The 19,726-nt window shown below is 60.5% G+C and carries 13 protein-coding genes and 1 pseudogene; 7 read left to right on the top strand and 7 right to left on the bottom strand.

Annotated features, from left to right (window positions below):
- Positions 1–46: 46 nt before the first annotated feature.
- The 5 genes from fhuB to mrcB form a co-directional block, all read right to left on the bottom strand.
- Complete coding sequence (gene fhuB, locus OHJ17_RS20760) at positions 47–2,029, bottom strand: Fe(3+)-hydroxamate ABC transporter permease FhuB (RefSeq protein WP_004147134.1); 1,983 nt, start codon at positions 2,027–2,029, stop codon at positions 47–49.
- Positions 2,026–2,916: a Fe(3+)-hydroxamate ABC transporter substrate-binding protein FhuD gene (gene fhuD, locus OHJ17_RS20765; protein ID WP_032433849.1), complete on the bottom strand. Its 891-nt coding sequence runs from the start codon at positions 2,914–2,916 to the stop codon at positions 2,026–2,028. The genes fhuB and fhuD overlap by 4 nt, the downstream gene beginning before the upstream one ends.
- Positions 2,916–3,713: a Fe3+-hydroxamate ABC transporter ATP-binding protein FhuC gene (gene fhuC, locus OHJ17_RS20770; protein ID WP_002889212.1), complete on the bottom strand. Its 798-nt coding sequence runs from the start codon at positions 3,711–3,713 to the stop codon at positions 2,916–2,918. Before fhuC ends, fhuD begins: the two co-directional genes overlap by 1 nt.
- 45 nt (positions 3,714–3,758) lie before the next feature.
- Positions 3,759–5,966, bottom strand: a complete 2,208-nt coding sequence (gene fhuA, locus OHJ17_RS20775; protein WP_004178624.1) for a ferrichrome porin FhuA — start codon at positions 5,964–5,966, stop codon at positions 3,759–3,761.
- A gap of 234 nt (positions 5,967–6,200) precedes the next feature.
- A complete protein-coding gene (gene mrcB / locus OHJ17_RS20780) occupies positions 6,201–8,759 on the bottom strand; it encodes a bifunctional glycosyl transferase/transpeptidase (RefSeq protein ID WP_032433848.1) in 2,559 nt (852 codons plus the stop codon).
- Between the two features lie 390 nt (positions 8,760–9,149).
- Between mrcB and OHJ17_RS20785 the strand changes: the two are divergent.
- A pseudogene (locus OHJ17_RS20785) lies at positions 9,150–9,221 on the top strand (hypothetical protein); the annotation flags it as partial.
- Between the two features lie 125 nt (positions 9,222–9,346).
- Positions 9,347–9,721: a type II secretion system pilot lipoprotein GspS gene (gene gspS, locus OHJ17_RS20790; protein ID WP_032433912.1), complete on the top strand. Its 375-nt coding sequence runs from the start codon at positions 9,347–9,349 to the stop codon at positions 9,719–9,721.
- A gap of 38 nt (positions 9,722–9,759) precedes the next feature.
- On the opposite strand, the gene gspB is transcribed toward gspS, so the two are convergent.
- Positions 9,760–10,317 (bottom strand): type II secretion system assembly factor GspB, encoded by a 558-nt coding sequence (gspB, locus tag OHJ17_RS20795; RefSeq protein WP_032433847.1) that lies wholly within the window; start codon positions 10,315–10,317, stop codon positions 9,760–9,762.
- Positions 10,318–10,573: 256 nt separating this feature from the next.
- A complete protein-coding gene (gene pulA / locus OHJ17_RS20800) occupies positions 10,574–13,882 on the bottom strand; it encodes a pullulanase-type alpha-1,6-glucosidase (protein WP_023279842.1) in 3,309 nt (1,102 codons plus the stop codon).
- A 184-nt stretch (positions 13,883–14,066) separates the two neighbouring features.
- On the opposite strand from pulA, the gene OHJ17_RS20805 reads away from it, so the two are divergent.
- Genes OHJ17_RS20805 through gspF form a run of 5 tightly spaced genes read left to right on the top strand, consistent with a single transcriptional unit; the run spans position 14,067 to position 19,720 of the window.
- Positions 14,067–14,204, top strand: a complete 138-nt coding sequence (locus OHJ17_RS20805) for a hypothetical protein (RefSeq protein ID WP_004219434.1) — start codon at positions 14,067–14,069, stop codon at positions 14,202–14,204.
- Positions 14,189–15,031, top strand: a complete 843-nt coding sequence (gene gspC / locus OHJ17_RS20810; protein ID WP_019705882.1) for a type II secretion system protein GspC — start codon at positions 14,189–14,191, stop codon at positions 15,029–15,031. The genes OHJ17_RS20805 and gspC overlap by 16 nt, the downstream gene beginning before the upstream one ends.
- Positions 15,032–15,040: 9 nt before the next feature.
- Positions 15,041–17,014, top strand: a complete 1,974-nt coding sequence (pulD, locus tag OHJ17_RS20815) for a GspD family T2SS secretin variant PulD (RefSeq protein ID WP_004194880.1) — start codon at positions 15,041–15,043, stop codon at positions 17,012–17,014.
- On the top strand, positions 17,011–18,504 hold the full coding sequence (gene gspE / locus OHJ17_RS20820; RefSeq protein WP_004151936.1) for a type II secretion system ATPase GspE: 1,494 nt from the start codon (positions 17,011–17,013) through the stop codon (positions 18,502–18,504). The genes pulD and gspE overlap by 4 nt, the downstream gene beginning before the upstream one ends.
- Position 18,505: 1 nt before the next feature.
- The gene (gene gspF / locus OHJ17_RS20825) at positions 18,506–19,720 is read left to right on the top strand and encodes a type II secretion system inner membrane protein GspF (protein WP_004177382.1); all 1,215 of its coding nucleotides are present in this window, start codon (positions 18,506–18,508) and stop codon (positions 19,718–19,720) included.
- Positions 19,721–19,726 lie beyond the last annotated feature (6 nt).

Here is a 19,726-nt window from a genome sequence, read left to right on the forward strand (position 1 = left end):
CGGTAAGCGATAGCGCCACCGGGGATGTTGAAGCCATCCAGGACCGTTAGCGACTCTGCTTTCTCAGCAAATAAATAAAGTAAGGCGCGCCGATAAAGGTCGACAGTAGCCCCGCCGGGATCTGATACGGGAACATCATCATCCGTCCGCACCAGTCGGCGAAGACCAGCAGCAGCCCGCCAGTCAGCCCGGAGATCACCATATGCGGTAGGGTTCGCCGGAAGCCCATCATCCGCGCGATATGCGGCGCCATCAGCCCGACAAAGCTCAGCGGGCCGATGGTCAGCGTCGCCGCCGCCGTCAGGCAGGCCGCCAGCAGCAGCAGAACAATCCGCGATGACGTCAGCGCCATGCCCACCGCTCGCGCCGCCTCCCCGCCCAGCGGCAGGATGGTTAACCAGCGACGACAGAGCGGCGCCAGCGCCAGCAGCGCCAGCATTACCGCGCCGCTACGCACCACCCTCTCCGGCGTCGCGCTATATGTCGACCCCGAGATCCACGTCAGGATCTGCGCCATACGCGGATCGCCGCTGGCCTGCAGCATCATCAGCAGCATTGTGAAGGCGGTGCTCAGCGCCATCCCCGCCAGCAGCATCCGATGCGGCGAGAAGCCGCCGCGCCCGGCGGCAAGCATAATGATCAGCAAGGTGGCCGCCGCGCCAAGGCTGCCGGCCGGCAGCAGCCAGCCAAAGGCGTCGCCAGGCACGAAGAACAGCATCAGCACCACGCCAAAAGCCGCGCCGGAGCTGATGCCCAGCACTTCCGGGCTGGCCATCGGGTTGCCGGTCAGGCGCTGGATAATACAGCCGGCGACCGCCAGCATGACCCCGGCGAACAGCGCCGACAGCACCCGCGGCCAGCGCCAGGGCAGCAGTTGCTCCAGCAGATCGCCGTGGGCCCACAGCCAGCCGTGGGCATCGCGACCAAAGGCCAGCGCCACGCTCACCGCCAGCAGCAGCAACGCGACGCCTGCGAGAACAAACCATTGCACATGATAGCGCTCAGGCTGCACATTATCGCCGCCGTTCATCACCGGGGCGCTGATGCTGCGCAACCGCGGCAGCAGCCAAAGCAGCAGCGGCGCGCCAATCAGGGCGGTGACCGAGCCAGTGGAGACTTCCCGCCATACCCGGCTCAGCCAGAGGATCACCTGATCGGAAAGCCACAGGAGCAGCGCGCCGATCAGCGCCGCCAGCAGCAGCCGCGCCAGCAGCCGACGGGCGCCAAGCATTTTCGCCAGCAGCGGCGCGAACAGGCCGATAAAGCCGATAATCCCTACCGCGTTCACCAGCAGCGCACTGATGACAATCGCCAGCGTCAGGGCGCCGAGGCGCGCCAGGGACAGCGCCAGCCCAAGGTTACGCGCCACCCCGTCATCGAGCCCCATCAGGGTCAGCGGCCGCAGCAGCAGCAAGGTGAGTATTGCCCCGCCAAGCAGCTGCGGCCACAGGCGCTGCGCTACGCTCCAGTCGGTCTGCGTCAGCGTCCCGGTGCTCCACAGGAACATGCTTTGCAGCTGGTCGTGATGGAAAATCACCATCAGCTGGTTAAGCGCGCCACAGTAAAGGCTGACCACCAGCCCCGCCAGGATCAGCGTTACCGGCGACAGGCGCTTGCCCCACGAGACGCCAAACACCAGCGCGCCCACCAGACAGGCCCCGGCCAGCGCGGCGAATTGCGACGCCAGCACGCCGGGAATAGCCCATAACGTGGTGACCGTTATCCCCAGCTGCGCGCCGGTGGCGACGCCAAGGGTGGTCGGTTCCGCCAGCGGATTACGCAGCACCTGCTGGAACAGGACGCCAACCAGTCCCAGCCCGGCGCCCACCAGCAGCGCAACAGCCAGTCTCGGTAACAAACTGTAATGAAACAGCATTTGGGCAATATCATCGACATCCGGCTGCCACAGCGCCTGCCGCCACTGCGCATAGGGCAAGGCGACATTGAGGTTGACGATGCTCAGCGCGAAGGCGACGCCCAGCAGCCCGGCCAGCAGGATAATAGCTAACGGCGAGAGACGCGTATTCATGCCGGTCTCCCCTGGGCATCAGCCAGCACGCGGGCAAAATGCATCGCTGACAGCGTCGCGCCGTAGAACCAAACCGCCGGAACGCGCTGGAAGCGGCCCGCGCGCACGAAGGGCATCGCCTGCCATAGCGGCGTCGCCAGCAGTTGAGCCATATCTCGCTCATTGCCATGGTCGAAACAGATGACATCGGCTTCGTTAAATGCCGCCAGCCTGTCGATGCCAACGCTAACGCTTCCCCAGAATGCCGCTTCGCCGTGCCAGGCGTTTTTAATACCGAAGCGATCAAGCACCTCCTGGAACAGGCAGTTTTCGCCAAACACCAGCACGTGGCGAGGATCGAGCAGAGAGATCATCAGCAGCGGACGATCGCCGCGCCCGGCAAAACGCGGACGCAGGCTCTCCATCAGCGCGTCGAACTCCGCCAGATGGCGCTTCGCCTGCCGCGTTTTGCCCAGCAGATCGGCCATTTCCAGTAGCGAACGCTGGGCCATCGCCAGCGGCCGTTTGCCGTCGCTGAAGGTGAAACCGCGGCCGGGCGCGATACGCGCCAGCTTCTCCGGCGACGGGCCGTAGCCCGCCGACCAGACGATAAACGACGGTTTCATCTGCGTCAGCAGTTCAAGGTTGGGTTCGGTACGCAGACCAACATCGATCACCGAGTCGGGCAGCGCGGGTTCGTTCACCCACAAGCGATAGTTGGGAATATCAGCCACGCCATAGGGCGTCACGCCGAGCGCCAGCAGCAGCTCCGCGGGCAGCCACTCCAGGGCGACCACGCGCTGCGGGTCGACGTCGGCCGCCTGCGCGCCGCGCATCTGCCACAGCAGCGGCGAGAGCGCCATCGCGATCAGCAGGCGGCGTCGGGTTATCAGAGTTGGGTTCATCATCAATAGACAAAGCTTACCGGCGCCGCACCGGCCGGGTGTGGCAGGATCCCCATCGGGATGCCATAGATCTGTTCCAGAGTGTCGCTGCGCATCAGTTCCGCCGGCGTCCCCTGAGCAATCATTTCTCCGCCGCGCAGGGCCACCAGATAGTCGCAATAGCGGGCCGCCATATTAATATCGTGCAGGACGGCGATCACCGTCAGGCCGCGCTGCTGGCTGAGACGATGCACCAGCGCCAGAACATCGACTTGATGAGCAATATCCAGCGCCGAGGTGGGTTCATCGAGCAGCAGGCAGCGACTGTCCTGCGCCACCAGCATGGCGATCCACGCCCGCTGGCGTTCACCGCCGGAGAGGCTGTCCACCAGACGATGAGCGAGCGGCTTCAGCCCCACCAGCGCAATCGCCTCTTCTACTTTCTCACGGTCCGCTGCGCCAAAGCGACCCAGCGCGCCGTGCCATGGATAGCGGCCGATCGCCACCAGCTCGCGCACCGTCATACCTTCGGCCGGCGGCAGCTGCTGCGGCAGATAGGCCACTTTGCGGGCAAAGGCTTTGCTGCCCCAGCTCTCCAGCGGCTGCCCGTCCAGCAGCACTTCGCCTGCGGAGGGCGGCTGATGACGGCCAAGCATTTTCAGTAACGTCGATTTGCCGGAGCCATTATGGCCGATCAGGCCTGTGACTTTTCCGGTCGGGAAGGTGAGCGAGAGCGGATGGAGCAATGTGCGGCCAGGCACACGGAAAGTGACGCGATCCAGCGCGAAGGTGGTTTCTGCGTGCGGAGTCTGTTCCTGCATAGCGATAACCTGATAGAGGGCGCGGCGAACCGCGCCCGTAGGTGGTTAGAAACGGAAGGTGGCGGTGGCGACGACCTGACGTCCGGCGCCCCAGTAGCAGGCGTATTCGCTGTAGCAACTGGAGACATATTCGCGGTCGAACAGGTTGTTGACGTTGACGCCGACCGACGATCCCGGCAGGCCAAAGCGCGCCAGATCGTATTTCACCGTCGCATCCATCAGCGCATAACCGGCCACACTAAAGGCATCATTTTTCTTACCGGTGCTAGTGTCATTTTTGTAGTAGCTGACCGTTGAACCGATATAGCGCGCCCCGGCCCCAATCGTCAGACCGCTCAGCGCGGTTTCGTGGAAGGTATAATCCGCCCACAGGGAGGCCATGTTACGCGGCACTTCCGCCGGACGTTTGCCGTTGAACACCGTATCGTGAGTGTATTCCGCATCGGTGTAGCTGTAGGCTGCGGTGACGTTAATATTGGCGTTCACCGCCGCCTTCGCCTCCAGCTCAAGGCCGCGGGAGCGGATCTCGCCGGTCTGGATGCTGAACGCCTGGTTAGCCGGATCAGCCGTCAGGTTCTTGTCTTTGGTCAGCTGATAGACCGCCGCGGTGACCACCACCGGCATATCTTTCGGCACGTATTTCACGCCGGCTTCATACTGCTTACCGCGCGACGGATCGAACGGCTGGCCGCGGCTGTTGGAACCCGATACCGGTTCAAACGATTCGCTGTAGCTGAAGTACGGAGAGATGCCGTTATCGAACAGGTAGTTGATGCCGCCGCGCCAGCTGAACTGCTGGTCGTGATTCTCCGCCAGGCTGTTGGTGGCGCGGGTTAACGTTGAGGTCGTGGCGTAATCGTAACGGCCGCCCAGGGTCATCACCCATTTATCCCACTCCATCTGATCCTGCGCGTACAGGCCGGTCTGCTCCATCCGGTTGAGGACCGCGTACGGGAAGGTGACCTGAATATTCGGATTGCCGTACTGCGGATTGCTCATACTGATAGGATCCGCCGTCCCGTAGTCGGCATCCACATCGTTACGCATCCGCGAGTAGTCCACGCCGGTCAGCAGCGTATGGCTGACCGCGCCGGTGGCGAAATCAGACTGCAGCTGGGTATCGACGGTGAAGGTGTTCAGGTGCTCGTCGGAGCGCACGTAGGCGCGATTCATGTAGCCCGGCGCGACATAGCCGTTGCCGTATACGGAACGATAGAGCGTATGCACATCGGCATAGCGCAGGTTCTGCCGCACGGTAAAGGTGTCATCGAACTGATGGGAGAAGCTGTAGCCCACCATCTTCTGGCGGCGGGAGATTTTATTATCGGACTCGCCTTCGTTGAAATCGGTCGGCAGCTTGTGCGCCTTACCGTTGGCGTCGTAATACGGCACCACGGTGCCTTCGCGCGGCAGCCAGCCGTAGTAGCCCGCATCCGGGTCATTCTGGAAGTTGCTCAGGAAGGTGAAGTCGGTTTTATCGTCCGGACGCCAGCTAAAGGAGGGCGCCACCGCGTAGCGAGTCGATTTCGCCATCTGCTGCTGGGCATCCTGACTGCGGCCAAGGCCGGTCAGGCGATACGACCAAACGCCGGCATCATCAATGGCGTCGCTAAAGTCAAACCCGGTCTGCCACAGATTGTCGGTGCCCATCTTAAACTGCACTTCTTTCAGCGGCTCGGTAGTCGGGCGCTTGCTGACCATGCTGACGATACCGCCCGGGTTGCTGTTGCCGTACAGCACCGAGGTTGGCCCGCGCATCACTTCCACACGCTCGAGGAAGTAAGGATCCATGGAGACTTCAGAGTAGTTATTCCCCTGCAGCTTCATGCCGTCCAGATACTGGTTGGTGTTGACGGTCGTCGAGGTGGTGAAGCCGCGAATGGTGACCACGTCATAGGTGGTCGAACTGCCGCGAGTGGAGAAGACGCTTGGCGTATAGGAGAGCGCCTCTTTTACCGTCGTCGGCTGGCGCATCTCCATCTCCTGGCGCGTGACCACCGACACAGACTGCGGCGTTTTTTCAATCGGGGTATCGGTTTTGGTCGCCGTGGCGGAGCGTTTTGCCGCGATAGTCGGCGCCGGTCCCCAGGCGCTTTCCTGGGCGGCCGGGGCGGCAACGACGGTGATGGTTTCTTCTTGCTTCGGTTGTTCTGCTGCCTGTGCGTAGACAGACATGCCGCTAACCGCCGTGGCTACTACAGCTGCGACTTTACGCAGCGAGTGATTTGGCTGAGCAGTTTTTGGACGCGCCATGGGTATATCTCTGATGAAAGTGAATGATAACGTAAACGAGAATTATTATTATGACGGGCGATATAATAGGCGAAACGTCGAAGGCAAGGCAAGCGATATGCCTGTCGCCGCCGGTCGAAGGCTGAATTAATAACCAGATAGTTATTATGGAGTTAAAGAGCCGTTAACTTTTTTACAGGCATAAAAAAACCCCTTAATACTTTCGTATTAAGGGGTCTGGTCGTGCGGTCAAAATCAGTTACTGCCGAACATATCCTTGATCCAGCCCGCGACGCCGTCGCTCTTTTCCTGCTGCTTCGGCGGCTGTTGCTGCTGTTGCTGCTGCGGCGGCTGCTGCTGCCCGGACTGATTAAACGGATTTTTCGCTTCCTGTTGCTGCAACTGCTGCTGTTGTATCATTTCGCCCTGACGGCACAGCGCATCCGGCTGCGTGGTCCAGACCGGCAGCGAACGCATACCGCCGCTGCAGACGAAGTTGCCGTTGCTGTCCACGCCCATATCAACCACGTCTTCCGGCACCGTCAGCACCAGCGGCGTTGGCGTCTGGTTCGCCAGATAGCGCTGGTAAATCGACATCGCGCCGCTGGCGCCGTACAGTTTGGTCGGCTGGTTATTGTCGCGACCCACCCAGGTGATGGTCACCTGACTACCGTCGATGCCGGCGAACCAGGTATCGACGTTATTGTTGGTGGTCCCGGTTTTCCCCGCCAGATGCAGGCCCGGATACTTCGCCCCCAGCTGACGCCCCGTACCGCGCTGCACCACCTGCTGCATAGTCCACAGCGTCATGTAGGCCGCCTGGGCAGGCACCGCGCGCTCCGCCTGCGGATAGCTCTGGTAGAGCACAGTGCCATCTTCGGCAATCACTGACCGCAGCGCGGAAAGCGGCGCACGGTTCCCACCGCTGGCGATGGTCTGGAAGGCCTGGGCCACTTCAATCGGCGTCAGGTTCAGCGCGCCAAGCAGCATCGACGGCACCGCGTTGAGCTGATTCTTCGGCGCCCCCAGTTTAGTCCAGGTATCGACTACCGCCGGCAAGCCCAGCGCCATCCCGAGGTTAACCGTCGGGACGTTCATCGAGCGAGTCAGGGCATCGACCAGCATCACCTGACCGCTGAAACGACGATCGTCGTTCTGCGGGGACCACGTCTGACCGTTGGACAGGCGAATCGTCACCGGCGCATCGGCGATCCAGGTATTCAGGCGATACTGATTCGGCTGGCTCAGCGCGGTCAGATAGGTCGCCGGCTTGGCCAGAGAACCAATCGATCGGCGGGCCTGCATCGCGCGGTTATAACCGGCGAACTGCGGCTCCGCGCCGCCGACCATCGCCCGCACTTCGCCGGTGAAGCGGTCAACCACCACCATGGCGGTTTCCAGGTCCGCCAGCTTACGCTGTTTCTTCAGAACCGGGATCCCTTCGGAGGCCGCTTTTTCCGCCGCATCTTGCGCCACCGAGTCGAAAGTGGTGAAGATCTTCACGCCGGAGAGATCTTTCACTTTATCGCCCAGCTTCGCCTGCAGTTCCTGACGAACCATCTGCATAAACGCCGGCTGCGGTGAAATCACCCCGCCGCGCGGCTGCACGCCCAGCGGACGGGCGCTGAGCATGTCGTACAGCTCCTGGTCGATAACCTGCTGCTGCTGCAGCAGACGCAGCACCAGATTGCGTCGTTCAAGGGCCAGTTTCGGGTTACGCCACGGGTTATAGACCGACGCCCCTTTCACCATCCCCACCAGCAGCGCCTGCTGGTCGAGGCTCAGCTCTTCCACCGGACGGCCGAAGTAATACAGGCTGGCCAGCGGGAAGCCGCGAATTTCGTTATCGCCGCTCTGGCCGAGGTACACCTCGTTCATATACAGCTCAAGGATGCGATCCTTGCTGTAGCGGGCGTCGACGATCAGCGCCATATACGCTTCGTTGGCTTTACGCCAGTAGGAGCGTTCGCTGGAGAGGAACAGGTTTTTCACCAGCTGTTGGGTCAGGGTACTCGCCCCCTGCACCGTTCGGCCTGCCGTCAGGTTCGCCAGCACCGCGCGGCCGATGGAGTAGAGACTGATCCCATCGTGCTCATAGAAGTGGCGGTCTTCGGTCGCCAGCAGGGTATCCACCAGCAGATCGGGGAAGCCGCTGCGCTTCACGAACAGGCGCTGCTCGCCGTTCGGCGACTGCAGCATGGTGATAAGACGCGGATCGAGGCGGAAGAAACCGAACTGGCGGTTATTATCCATATTCTCGATGGTCTCAAGATGGTCGCCGTCGAAGGTAAGACGCGCGCGCACCTGCCCTTCCTTACTGTCCGGGAAATCGAACGGACGACGGATCATCTCGATGCTGTTAGCCTGCACGGTATATTCGCCGGGGCGCGTCATCGCGCTGACCTGGCGATACTGCGTGGCGTTGAGCAGACGCACCATCTCGTTTTTGCTGATCTGCATGTCCGGCTCAAGGTTGACCATCCGGCCATAGACCGCGGCCGGCAGCTCCCAGACTTTACCGTCAATGCGGCTGCGGATTTTCTGGTCGAGGTAGACGCCATAGGCGGCAATCAGCACCGCGAAGACAATCCCCAGCTTGACCAGCAGCCACAGCCAGCTGCGCTTCCGACGAGGCTTGCCACCTTTGCCTTTGGCTTTGGCTTTTCTCGGCACCGGTTTCTCATCCTCATAATCATTGTCATCATACTCGTCGTCGTAGTCCTCTTCCCGGACCCGGCGACGGGTGACTTTCTGTTTAGTCGGACGTGAGGGTCTTCCCTTACGTCCGATAGGCTCGCGGTCATCTCCCGCCATGCTTTTTCTCCGCAACGTTCAGGCGCAAAGGCCTGATTCTCAATACTTCCCCTGTTCAGAGGAAGAAGAAATCTCTCAAATTAACGTCCAGGCTGCTTATCCTTCGGACGACAACCTGCTGGCAGGCAGGACGCGCCGCCAGCCTTTCAGAGGGTTGGTTTGCTTCATGTTACATGATACTAACAATAAAAATTCACCATAAAATCATTGTGTTAAACGCATCATCGGCAGAATAAGTCAGAACATAGCACGTAATGTTCAGGGCATACAGGATAGCACTAAAATGCGACATTCTTAACCAGCATTTTACCTCCTGCGCACGTAACAAGATGGGAAAGAGTATGTTTTTTAATAACATAAAAAACGGCGCGCTTCCTGCCGGTCAACGCAGTGGCATCATCCGCAGATGAAAATATATTTTCCCAGCGCCAACGTTTATTATTGATAAAAGTAAAGTCGATTTAGCGCCTTTCCGTTGATAAAAATGAGAGTCTGTTAACATTTATGCAGAATAATATTTTATGATGACACCAGGGAAATATTTGTTAAACTAGCGGCCAGTGATTCATTATTTTGATTACTCTATGATGCGTATTCCGCTTATATTTCCGCTTTGCATGGTAGCCCTTCTCTCTGGCTGCCAACAAAAACCCGCCTCAACGCTCAGCCCGGCTATCAGCAGCCAGGCGCAGCTCGAGCAGCTCTCGTCCGTGGCGGCCGGGACGCGCTATCTCAAGAATAAATGTAATCGTAGCGATCTCCCCGCTGATGAAACGATATATCGGGCAGCGGTGAAGGTCGGTAAAGCGCGCGGATGGGGAAATATTGACGTGGCGACGTTAAGCCAAAATAGCGACCGGCTTTACCAACAGCTATTACAGGACAGTACCCCGGAAGCCACACAGTGCAGTCAATTTAATCGTCAGCTCGCGCCATTTATTGCCAGCTTGCGCAGCGACTAAGCGAAATATCCTCAGCGCGCCGGTTATTGTGCGCGCTTTTATTCCTCTTTCGGCTCCTCGTCAATTTTTCCGCCCGGCCAGTCCTCCAGCGCCGCGAGGGTAAAGGTCGTGCCGTTGAAGCTGAAGATCGTCACATCCTGCTGGATCTGCTCCACCACCAGGTTCGGCAGGGGTGAATCGCCCTCCGTCCACGCTTTGCCGTTTAACACAATGCTGCGCTTTTCCGGTCGCGAGGCGTAGACATGGGCGCTGTAGCGCAGAGGCGGCAGCGTATCGCTGTCCACTTCCGGCGCCGCGGGCGCGCTGGCTTTTGCCGCCGGCGGCGGCGTCTTTGGCGCGGTCTCCCCGGCGGCGGTTAACGGCAGAAGCGCCGCATGCGCCACCGGCAAGGGCAGCGTTTGCGGCGGTGCCGGGTGACGCCACTGCTCGCCGCCAAACCAGCCGAGCGCGATAAATAATCCGGCGTACAGCGGGATAATCCAGCCGGGGATCTGCACCATCCGACCGCGGCTCACCGGCGCATCATCCAGCGAGGACGGCGGCTGATGCGTCACCAGCGGCGGGATGCCTCTTTCACTGTCATCACGAACAATCACAACCGTCTCCTGTTCCCTCACGATAACGAGAAGGCGCCCTTACGGATGCCCCAGACTGCTGACAAAGTGCAATCTTCAGGAAGTGCCCGGCGGCGCTACGCTTGCGCGGGCCTACAGATAACTGCATAACTGTTTGAAATTGCAATCTTTCGTAGGCCGGGTAAGGCGAAAGCCGCCACCCGACAGAAAGGCGAGCACAATAACGAAACAGGTTTGTCATCAGCCAGAGGCGCCCTTACGGGCGCCCTACGTTATGTTATTTACTGCTCACCGGCAGGCCAGCGCCCTGCGACTCGCCCTGCGGCAACTCGAGAACGGCAACCGACCAGGCCGGCAGCGTGACCGAACCGTCAGCGGCAACCTGCACGCCGCTCGCCAGCGACCGGTCGCCCGCCGCCTGCTGAATAGCGCTCAGCTGGAGCGATGTGCCGGCGAAGTCCTGCAGCGTCCGGCTTTCCGGCGCGGCGTTGATCGCCACCACGATGCCGTCGACACGGCTGTCCAGACTGGCGCCAGCCTGCATCCCGTCATCGATGGTCATCACCAGCAGACCCGTCTGCTGATCGGCGCCAGTATTGCGGAAGTCCACGCGCTTCATCACCGTCGCGCCGTCGCCGAGGGTAAACAGCGGAGACGATTTACGCAGCGCGGTCAGCTCCTGATAAAACGCGGTCATCTGCTTGAGCTCCGTTTCACCCGGAGTAGCCACCGCGTCTTTCACCCGGGCGATAATGTCATAATTGCTGCCATCATCGCTGCTGCGCGGCATACCGACGTTGTAGTTGTTGTCCTGCAGGGAGTAGTCCACGCGGTTAAACCAGTCGCCGGAATCATACGAATCGCGGGTAAAGGATTTAGAGCGCAGCAGCTCCGAGCCCTGCTGGTCAAAGGCGATCCCCTGGCCGAGCATCACCGTCGCCAGCGACACCGCCTGCATCCGGACGCGGGTATCGATATCCGCCTCCTGAGCGGCTTTATAGCTGATCATGTCCCACAGCGTCTGGTTATCGTGTTTTGACACATAGTTCACGACTTCCGTCGGATCAGCCGCATAGCCGCCTGGCGCGCCGTTATAGTCAATCTCGCTGCCTCTCTTCACCGCGCCGTCTTTGTCGATCAGCACAAAGTCCGCAAGGTTACCGGCCATGCCGAGACGGGTCAGATCGGCGAGGTGACGCGCCTGATCGTCGGTCAGGGTGGTCAGCTCATTCGGCAGAACGCCGGCCCCGCTGCCCACGCCCTGGTTCTGGCGTAATGCGTCACCGGAGTCGAACGGCCCGCCGCCGCGCACGGCGTCGCGCAGACGATCGGAGAACGTGCCGATCCCGGTGCCTTTGAGATTGATTTGCGAGGCAATTTCAAAGCGATCGCTCTGGTTGGAATCCCAGCCTTCGCCAAAGAAGTAGATATCCGGGTTCAGCGCTTTAATGCGTTCCCAGGCCGAGAGGATCTGCGCTTTCGGGTGGTAGCCCATCAGGTCGAAGCGGAAGCCATCGATCTTATAATCGGTGGTCCATACCGCCAGTGAATCGGCGATAAGCTTGGCGAACATCCGGTGCTCTGGCGCCGAGTCGGAGCAACAGGTAGCCGATTCCACGCTGCCGGTGGTTTCGTTCAGACGCTGGTAGTACCAGGGGACGATCTTATCCAGTACCGAGGTGCGATCGGTCGGGCCGGCGGCGTTGGTGTGGTTGTACACCACGTCCATAATGACGTTCATTCCCAGATCCTGCTTGATCGCCTGAATCATGGTGCGGAACTCTTTAATACGCGCCGTGCCTTCCGGATCGGTGGCGTAGGATCCTTCCGGTACCGTGTAGTGGAACGGATCGTAGCCCCAGTTATAGGAGTCGGTCTGCGCCACCAGCGTATTCAACGCCTGCACCTGCGGGTTATCCTTGCTGTCGTTCTGCTTCAGCTGGGTCAGCACCTCTTCGACCGTCGAACCGCTGTCGCAATAGCCCGCGAACTCGCTGCTCTTCACCGCGCTATTGACCTCGCACAGGCGGCTGAACGGCTGCTGAATATCGGCGACCTTGTCGCTGAACTCATTGACCGTCGCCAGATCGAAGACCGGCAGCAGCTCAATATGGGTCACGCCCGAGGCCGACAGCTGTTTCAGATGCTGGACCATATTGCTTTCCTGGGCGGTGAGCGCCAGATACTTACCGCGCAGCTCCGCAGGCACGGTTTGATCCCAGGCGGAGAGATCGCGAATATGCGATTCGTGAATCGTCATTTTCGCCAGATCGGCTTTGGTTTTCTGCGCGTGCGGCATCGTCAGCCCGTCCCAGCCTTCCGGCTTCAGCGCGCTGTCGTTGAGATCGACCACCTGGCTGTACTCCGAGTTGGTCGACAAACTGTGGGCGTAGGGATCGGTCACTTCGTACTGCTCGACTTTACGCGACTGCGGGTGGTAGACCGTCATCGCGTAGCGGTAGAAGGCGCCCTTCAGGTCGCTTCCCCCCTGCCAGGACCAGGCGCCGGAGGCGCTATCGCGGGTCATCGGGTGACTGGCTATCACTTTCTTGTCCGCGCTATAGATCACCAGCTCGACCTGCTGCGCCGTGGGCGCCCAGACGCGGAAGGTCACGCCGCTATCGGTTAGCTGGGCGCCATAGCTCAGCGCCTCGGCGGCGGCGGCATAGGTATCGTCCAGCACGCCGGCGGTCTGCACCTGGGTGGCTGAGCTCAGGATCCCATCGCTTTCCGCGGCTATCGCCACCGTCTCGCCCTGCAGCAATTCATCGACGTTAACATCATCCGGCAGTTTAAAGGCTGGATAGCTGGCGAGATGCGGGAAGCGCATGCTTACCTGCTGGCTGACGGTGGTGGGGGTCAGCTTGACATATTTATCGCTAAATTCGCCGTTACTGTCGGCGGCCACCTTACTGCTGTGGCTGTAATAGAGGCGCACAATGGGTTTATTTTCCCCACCCGGCCACAGCAGAGTAGTCTTATCGACCCAGTGCGCATCGGCCAGCGCCACGCCAAAGGCGGCGCGGAAGGCGTCGGCGCGGGAGTCATAGACCGCGCTGTTGCCGGCGATGACCGATACCGTCCGATCGGTGAAATCACTGAAAGAGACGCGCAGGTCGCTGTCGATAAGCTTATTGGTGCCATCGCGGACGATAACGTTGATGCATCCGCTCTCTTTAGTCAGCGGGATCACCCAATAAGGGCCATATTTGTCGCTGCCGGTCGGGGTGGTGCTGACATCATTCCAGTCCGCCACCGGCGCGCTCAGCGCGTCACAGGTTTCGTTGTTCCATAAATAGAGGTTTTTCGTCGCATAGTCGGCCGGCGTGCTGCTGGTGATGCCGGCGATATCGACGAGATGAATGACAGCCTGCCTGGCGGAAGCCTGCACCGCTTCGCCTGGGACGGCAACGTCCGGTAAGCGGACGACGACATCCTGCGGGTCGGGCGTGCCGGGAGTGCCTGGGTTGCCAGGATTGCCTGGTGAACCCGGTGAGCCAGAGGTAGAAGAGGAAGAGCTGTTATCACAGCCACTCAATAATACTAACGATCCAAGAAATAGGGCATGACAGGTATATCTGAGCATTCGATAGTCCCTAATATGCTTATTAAATTATAAAAGGTAAGAAAGGATGAATATCTTTACAGCGCGCTAATTAGATATTTTTGCTTTCCCAGGCGCAATCATCCCCCACAAATGAGCGGGGGGCGTAGGAAGCCGGGGGAGTAAATCAATAAAGGGAATGACGACCCGAAACCGCAAACTGATTATGATTCGCCACGCTTATCGCCACTCTCCGGCAATAAATAATTCAAAAGCCAATAATCACCTACCTGTTTCGGTAGGGTATTACGCCAACGTGCAGAAAAATAAATTAGCAAAGGAATTAAAATGCCAGTTTCTGTGATGAGGTTAACAAATATAAATAAAGGGATAATTAAATTATTACCACAAATTGTGACGCTCATCATATTAATAACCGCTATCCCACAGCTGGCGAAATTAACCTGGCGCGTGGTATTCCCTGTGAGTCCTGAGGATATTTCCGCCCTACCGTTAACCATGCCTCCGCCGGCAGATCCGGAATTAAAAAATGTGCGGCCCGCATTTACCCTGTTTGGCCTGGCGGTGAAAAATAGCCCCACGCCAACGGATGCTGCCAGTCTCAATCAGGTGCCGGTTTCCAGCCTGAAGCTACGCCTGGCCGGGCTACTCGCCAGCAGCAACCCGGCGCGCTCCATCGCTATTATCGAAAAGGGAAATCAGCAGGTTAGCCTTAGCACGGGCGATCCCCTCCCAGGATATGATGCGCGGATCGCCGCCATTCTGCCTGACCGGATCATCGTCAACTATCAGGGGCGCAAAGAGGCCATTTTATTATTTAACGACAGTCGCGCGCCGTCGCCGCCGCCCACCGCCGCGGGCAACCCGCCCCTCGTGAAGCGACTCCGCGAACAGCCGCAAAATATCCTCACTTATTTATCTATTTCGCCGGTACTCAGCGGCGACAAACTGCTGGGTTATCGACTAAACCCAGGCAAAGACGCCTCGCTGTTTCGCCAGTCCGGCCTGCAGGCAAATGATTTGGCGATTGCCTTAAACGGCATCGATTTACGCGACCAGGAGCAAGCGCAACAGGCGCTGCAGAATCTGGCCGACATGACCGAAATAACGCTAACCGTTGAGCGGGAAGGCCAACGACACGATATTGCTTTCGCGCTGGGGGATGAATAATTGCCAACCATGAAACGCCTGCGAAAAATGCTGCCTGCGCTGCTGATATTAACCCCGCTGCTATTTTCTCCGGCCGCCGCGGAGGAATTTTCCGCCAGTTTTAAAGGCACCGATATCCAGGAATTTATCAATACCGTCAGCAAAAACCTGAATAAAACGGTGATTATCGATCCCAGCGTACGCGGCACTATCACCGTGCGCAGTTACGATATGCTCAATGAAGAACAATATTATCAATTCTTCCTCAGCGTGCTGGATGTATATGGCTTCGCCGTGATCAATATGAATAACGGCGTGCTAAAAGTGGTCCGCGCCAAAGACGCCAAGACCTCGGCCGTGCCGGTCGCCAGCGCGGCCGCACCGGGCGAAGGCGATGAAGTGGTCACCCGGGTGGTGCCCCTGACCAACGTCGCCGCCCGCGATCTCGCCCCGCTGCTCCGCCAGCTGAACGATAACGCTGGCGCCGGCAGCGTGGTCCATTATGAGCCCTCCAACGTACTGCTGATGACCGGCCGCGCGGCGGTTATCAAACGCCTGCTGACCATTGTCGAGCGCGTCGACAACGCCGGGGATCGCAGCGTGGTGACCGTGCCCCTTTCCTGGGCCTCCGCCGCGGAAGTGGTCAAACTGGTTACCGAGCTTAATAAAGATACCAGCAAGTCGGCGCTGCCGGGCTCGATGGTGGCGAACGTGGTGGCCGATGAGCGCACCAACGCGGTACTGGTGAGCGGCGAACCAAACTCGCGCCAGCGCATCATCGCCATGATCAAACAGCTCGACCGCCAGCAGGCGGTACAGGGTAACACCAAAGTGATCTACCTGAAGTACGCCAAAGCCGCCGATCTGGTGGAGGTTCTGACCGGGATCAGCAGCTCGCTGCAGAGCGACAAGCAAAGCGCCAGGCCAGTGGCCGCGATCGACAAAAATATTATTATCAAAGCCCACGGCCAGACCAACGCCCTGATCGTCACCGCGGCGCCGGACGTGATGAACGATCTTGAGCGGGTGATCGCCCAGCTCGATATCCGCCGCCCGCAGGTGCTGGTGGAGGCGATTATTGCCGAAGTGCAGGATGCCGATGGCCTTAATCTCGGTATCCAGTGGGCAAACAAGAACGCCGGCATGACGCAGTTCACCAACAGCGGTTTGCCGATATCGACGGCTATCGCCGGCGCCAACCAGTACAACAAAGACGGTACCATCAGCAGCTCGCTGGCCAGCGCCCTCGGCTCGTTTAATGGTATCGCCGCCGGCTTCTATCAGGGGAACTGGGCGATGCTGCTCACCGCCCTCTCCAGCAGTACCAAGAACGATATTCTGGCCACCCCCAGCATCGTCACCCTCGATAACATGCAAGCCACCTTTAACGTCGGCCAGGAAGTTCCGGTATTAACCGGCTCGCAAACCACCTCCGGCGACAACATCTTCAATACCGTCGAGCGCAAAACCGTCGGCATTAAACTGAAGGTGAAGCCGCAGATTAACGAAGGCGATGCGGTGCTGCTGGAGATTGAGCAGGAGGTATCGAGCGTTGCCGACTCGGCCTCCAGCACCAGCAGCGATCTCGGGGCGACCTTCAATACCCGGACGGTGAATAACGCCGTGCTGGTCGGCAGCGGCGAAACGGTGGTGGTTGGCGGGCTGCTGGATAAAACCGTCACCGATACCGCTGACAAAGTGCCGCTGCTCGGGGATATTCCGGTGATCGGCGCCCTGTTCCGCTCCGACAGCAAGAAAGTGTCGAAACGCAACCTGATGCTGTTTATCCGCCCGACCATCATTCGCGATCGCGATGAGTACCGCCAGGCTTCTTCCGGCCAGTACACCGCATTCAACAATGCGCAAACTAAACAGCGGGGTAAAGAAAGCAGCGAAGCGTCGCTCAGCAACGACCTGCTGCACATCTATCCGCAGCAGGAGACCCAGGCCTTCCGCCAGGTCAGCGCCGCCATTGACGCCTTCAATCTCGGAGGCCGCCCATGACGCCAGCCGCCGAACGCCGTCCGCTGTTGCCCTTCGCCTGGGCCCGCGCGCACCATCTTGTGCTGCTCAGCGACGGCGAATGCTGCGAAGCGCTGTGCCGCCCCGATACCGCCGCCCGGGCGCTGCTGGAAGCGCGCCGCCTGGCGGACGGCCCGATGCGCGTCAGCCGTCTGGCGCCGGACGCGTTCGAGAAAGTGCTGGTGCTCAGCTATCAGCGTGATTCGGCGGAGGCGCACCGCATGATGGCCGACATCGGCAACGAGCTCGACCTCTATACCCTCGCCGAAGAGCTGCCGGACACCGACGATCTGCTCGACAGCGAGGACGACGCGCCGATCATCCGCCTGATCAACGCCATGCTCACCGAGGCCATCAAAGAAAAAGCCTCGGATATTCATATCGAAACCTACGAGCGCCATCTGCAGATCCGCTTTCGCGTCGACGGCGTGCTGCGGGAAATTCTGCGCCCGCAGCGGCGGCTGGCCGCCCTGTTAATTTCGCGCATCAAGGTGATGGCCAGTCTGGACATTGCCGAAAAGCGGGTCCCTCAGGATGGCCGCATGGCGCTGCGCATCGGCGGGCGAGCAATCGACGTGCGCGTCTCCACCCTGCCCTCCAGCCACGGCGAACGCGTCGTCCTGCGTCTGCTGGACAAAAACAGCGTCAACCTGGATCTGCTGACGCTGGGCATGCCGCCCGCCCTACTCGATCGGGTCGATGCGCTGATCGCCCGCCCGCACGGCATCATCCTGGTCACCGGTCCGACCGGCTCCGGGAAAAGCACGACGCTCTACGCCGCCCTCAGCCGCCTCGACGCCCGGGAGCGCAACATCATGACCATTGAAGATCCGGTGGAGTATGAGCTGGAGGGCATAGGCCAGACCCAGGTCAACGCCAAAGTCGAGATGACCTTCGCCCGCGGCCTGCGTGCCATCCTGCGCCAGGATCCGGACGTAGTGCTGGTGGGCGAAATCCGCGATGGCGAAACCGCCCAGATCGCCGTTCAGGCCTCGCTGACCGGGCACCTGGTGCTGTCGACCCTGCACACCAACAGCGCGCTGGGCGCCATTTCCCGTCTACAGGATATGGGCGTGGAGCCTTTTTTACTCTCCACCTCGCTGCTGGCAGTGATGTCGCAGCGGCTGGTGCGCCAACTCTGCCCGCACTGCCGTCAGCCCTGGCAGGCGGATGCCAACACCGCCCGGCAGATGGCGGTCCCGGTCGGCGCGCGGCTGTGGCAGCCCAAAGGCTGTCCGGAGTGTAATTTCATCGGCTATCGCGGGCGTACCGGGATCCATGAACTGCTGCTAATCGACGATCGCGTGCGCGCCGCCATCCACCGCGGCGAGAACGAGATCACCCTGATCCAGCAGCTGGGGCCAGCCTGGCAAACCCTGCGTCATGCCGGACGCGACAAAGCGCTGGCGGGGATCACCAGCTGGGAGGAGGTGATGCGGGTCACCGAACAGCAAACGACGGAAAGCGTCTAAGATGGCCCTGTTTCGCTATCAGGCGCTGGACGCGCAGGGCAAAACCCGCCGCGGCCTTCAGCAGGCCGACTCCGCCCGCCACGCCCGCCAGCTGCTGCGGGACAAGGGCTGGCTGGCGCTGGAAGTGACAACTGCCGACCCGGCGCGGCGACTGTGGGCCGGCGGATCCCTTACCCGGCGTACCAGCGCCGGTGATTTAGCCCTGCTCACCCGCCAGCTGGCGACTCTGGTTGCCGCCGGGATCCCGCTGGAAAAGGCGCTCGATGCCGTCGCCCAGCAGTGCGAAAAGCCGTCGCTAAGAACGTTAATGGCCGGGGTGCGCAGCAAAGTGCTCGAAGGCCACTCGCTGGCGGAGGCGATGCGCGGCTATCCCGCCTGCTTCGACGGGCTGTTCTGCGCCATGGTGGCGGCCGGCGAAACCTCCGGCCATCTCGACGGCGTACTGAACCGGCTTGCTGACTATACCGAGCAGCGCCAGCAGCTCCGCGCCCGCCTGCTGCAGGCGATGATCTACCCCATCGTACTGACGCTGGTCGCTATCAGCGTGATCGCCATTCTGCTCTCCACCGTAGTCCCGAAAGTCGTTGAGCAGTTTGTCCATCTTAAACAGGCCCTGCCCTTCTCTACCCGGCTGCTAATGAGCCTGAGCGACATCGTGCGCAGCGCGGGCCCCTGGCTGGCGCTGCTGTCGTTACTGGCGCTGCTGGCGCTGCGCTATCTGCTGCGCCAGCCCGCCCGGCGGCTCGCCTGGGACCGGGCGCTGCTGCGCCTGCCGGTCATCGGCCGCGTGGCCCGCAGCGTCAACAGCGCGCGCTACGCCCGCACCTTAAGCATTCTCAATGCCAGCGCGGTGCCGCTGCTGCTGTCGATGCGCATCAGCGCCGACGTCCTCAGCAACGCCTGGGCGCGCAGCCAGCTGGCGGCGGCCAGCGAATCGGTACGCGAAGGCGTCAGTCTGCATCGGGCGCTGGAATCCACCGCCCTGTTTCCGCCGATGATGCGCTACATGATCGCCAGCGGCGAACAGAGCGGAGAACTGACCGCCATGCTGGAGCGCGCGGCGGAGAACCAGGACCGGGAGCTGAGCGCGCAGATCCAGATGGCCCTCAGCCTGTTTGAGCCTCTGCTGGTGGTCACCATGGCCGGCATGGTGCTGTTTATCGTGCTGGCCATCCTGCAGCCGATCCTGCAACTGAACACCCTTATGAGTATGTAACTGTAT

Source organism: Klebsiella sp. KP20-425-1 (assembly GCF_025813515.1).
Taxonomy (GTDB): domain Bacteria; phylum Pseudomonadota; class Gammaproteobacteria; order Enterobacterales; family Enterobacteriaceae; genus Klebsiella; species Klebsiella pneumoniae.

Coding starts and splice junctions, on each gene's coding strand:
- fhuB (WP_004147134.1), bottom strand. CDS start 2,029: ATGAATACGCGTCTCTCGCCGTTAGCTATTATCCTGCTGGCCGGGCTG.
- fhuD (WP_032433849.1), bottom strand. CDS start 2,916: ATGATGAACCCAACTCTGATAACCCGACGCCGCCTGCTGATCGCGATG.
- fhuC (WP_002889212.1), bottom strand. CDS start 3,713: ATGCAGGAACAGACTCCGCACGCAGAAACCACCTTCGCGCTGGATCGC.
- fhuA (WP_004178624.1), bottom strand. CDS start 5,966: ATGGCGCGTCCAAAAACTGCTCAGCCAAATCACTCGCTGCGTAAAGTC.
- mrcB (WP_032433848.1), bottom strand. CDS start 8,759: ATGGCGGGAGATGACCGCGAGCCTATCGGACGTAAGGGAAGACCCTCA.
- gspS (WP_032433912.1), top strand. CDS start 9,347: ATGCGTATTCCGCTTATATTTCCGCTTTGCATGGTAGCCCTTCTCTCT.
- pulA (WP_023279842.1), bottom strand. CDS start 13,882: ATGCTCAGATATACCTGTCATGCCCTATTTCTTGGATCGTTAGTATTA.
- OHJ17_RS20805 (WP_004219434.1), top strand. CDS start 14,067: ATGATTCGCCACGCTTATCGCCACTCTCCGGCAATAAATAATTCAAAA.
- gspC (WP_019705882.1), top strand. CDS start 14,189: ATGCCAGTTTCTGTGATGAGGTTAACAAATATAAATAAAGGGATAATT.
- pulD (WP_004194880.1), top strand. CDS start 15,041: ATGAAACGCCTGCGAAAAATGCTGCCTGCGCTGCTGATATTAACCCCG.
- gspE (WP_004151936.1), top strand. CDS start 17,011: ATGACGCCAGCCGCCGAACGCCGTCCGCTGTTGCCCTTCGCCTGGGCC.
- gspF (WP_004177382.1), top strand. CDS start 18,506: ATGGCCCTGTTTCGCTATCAGGCGCTGGACGCGCAGGGCAAAACCCGC.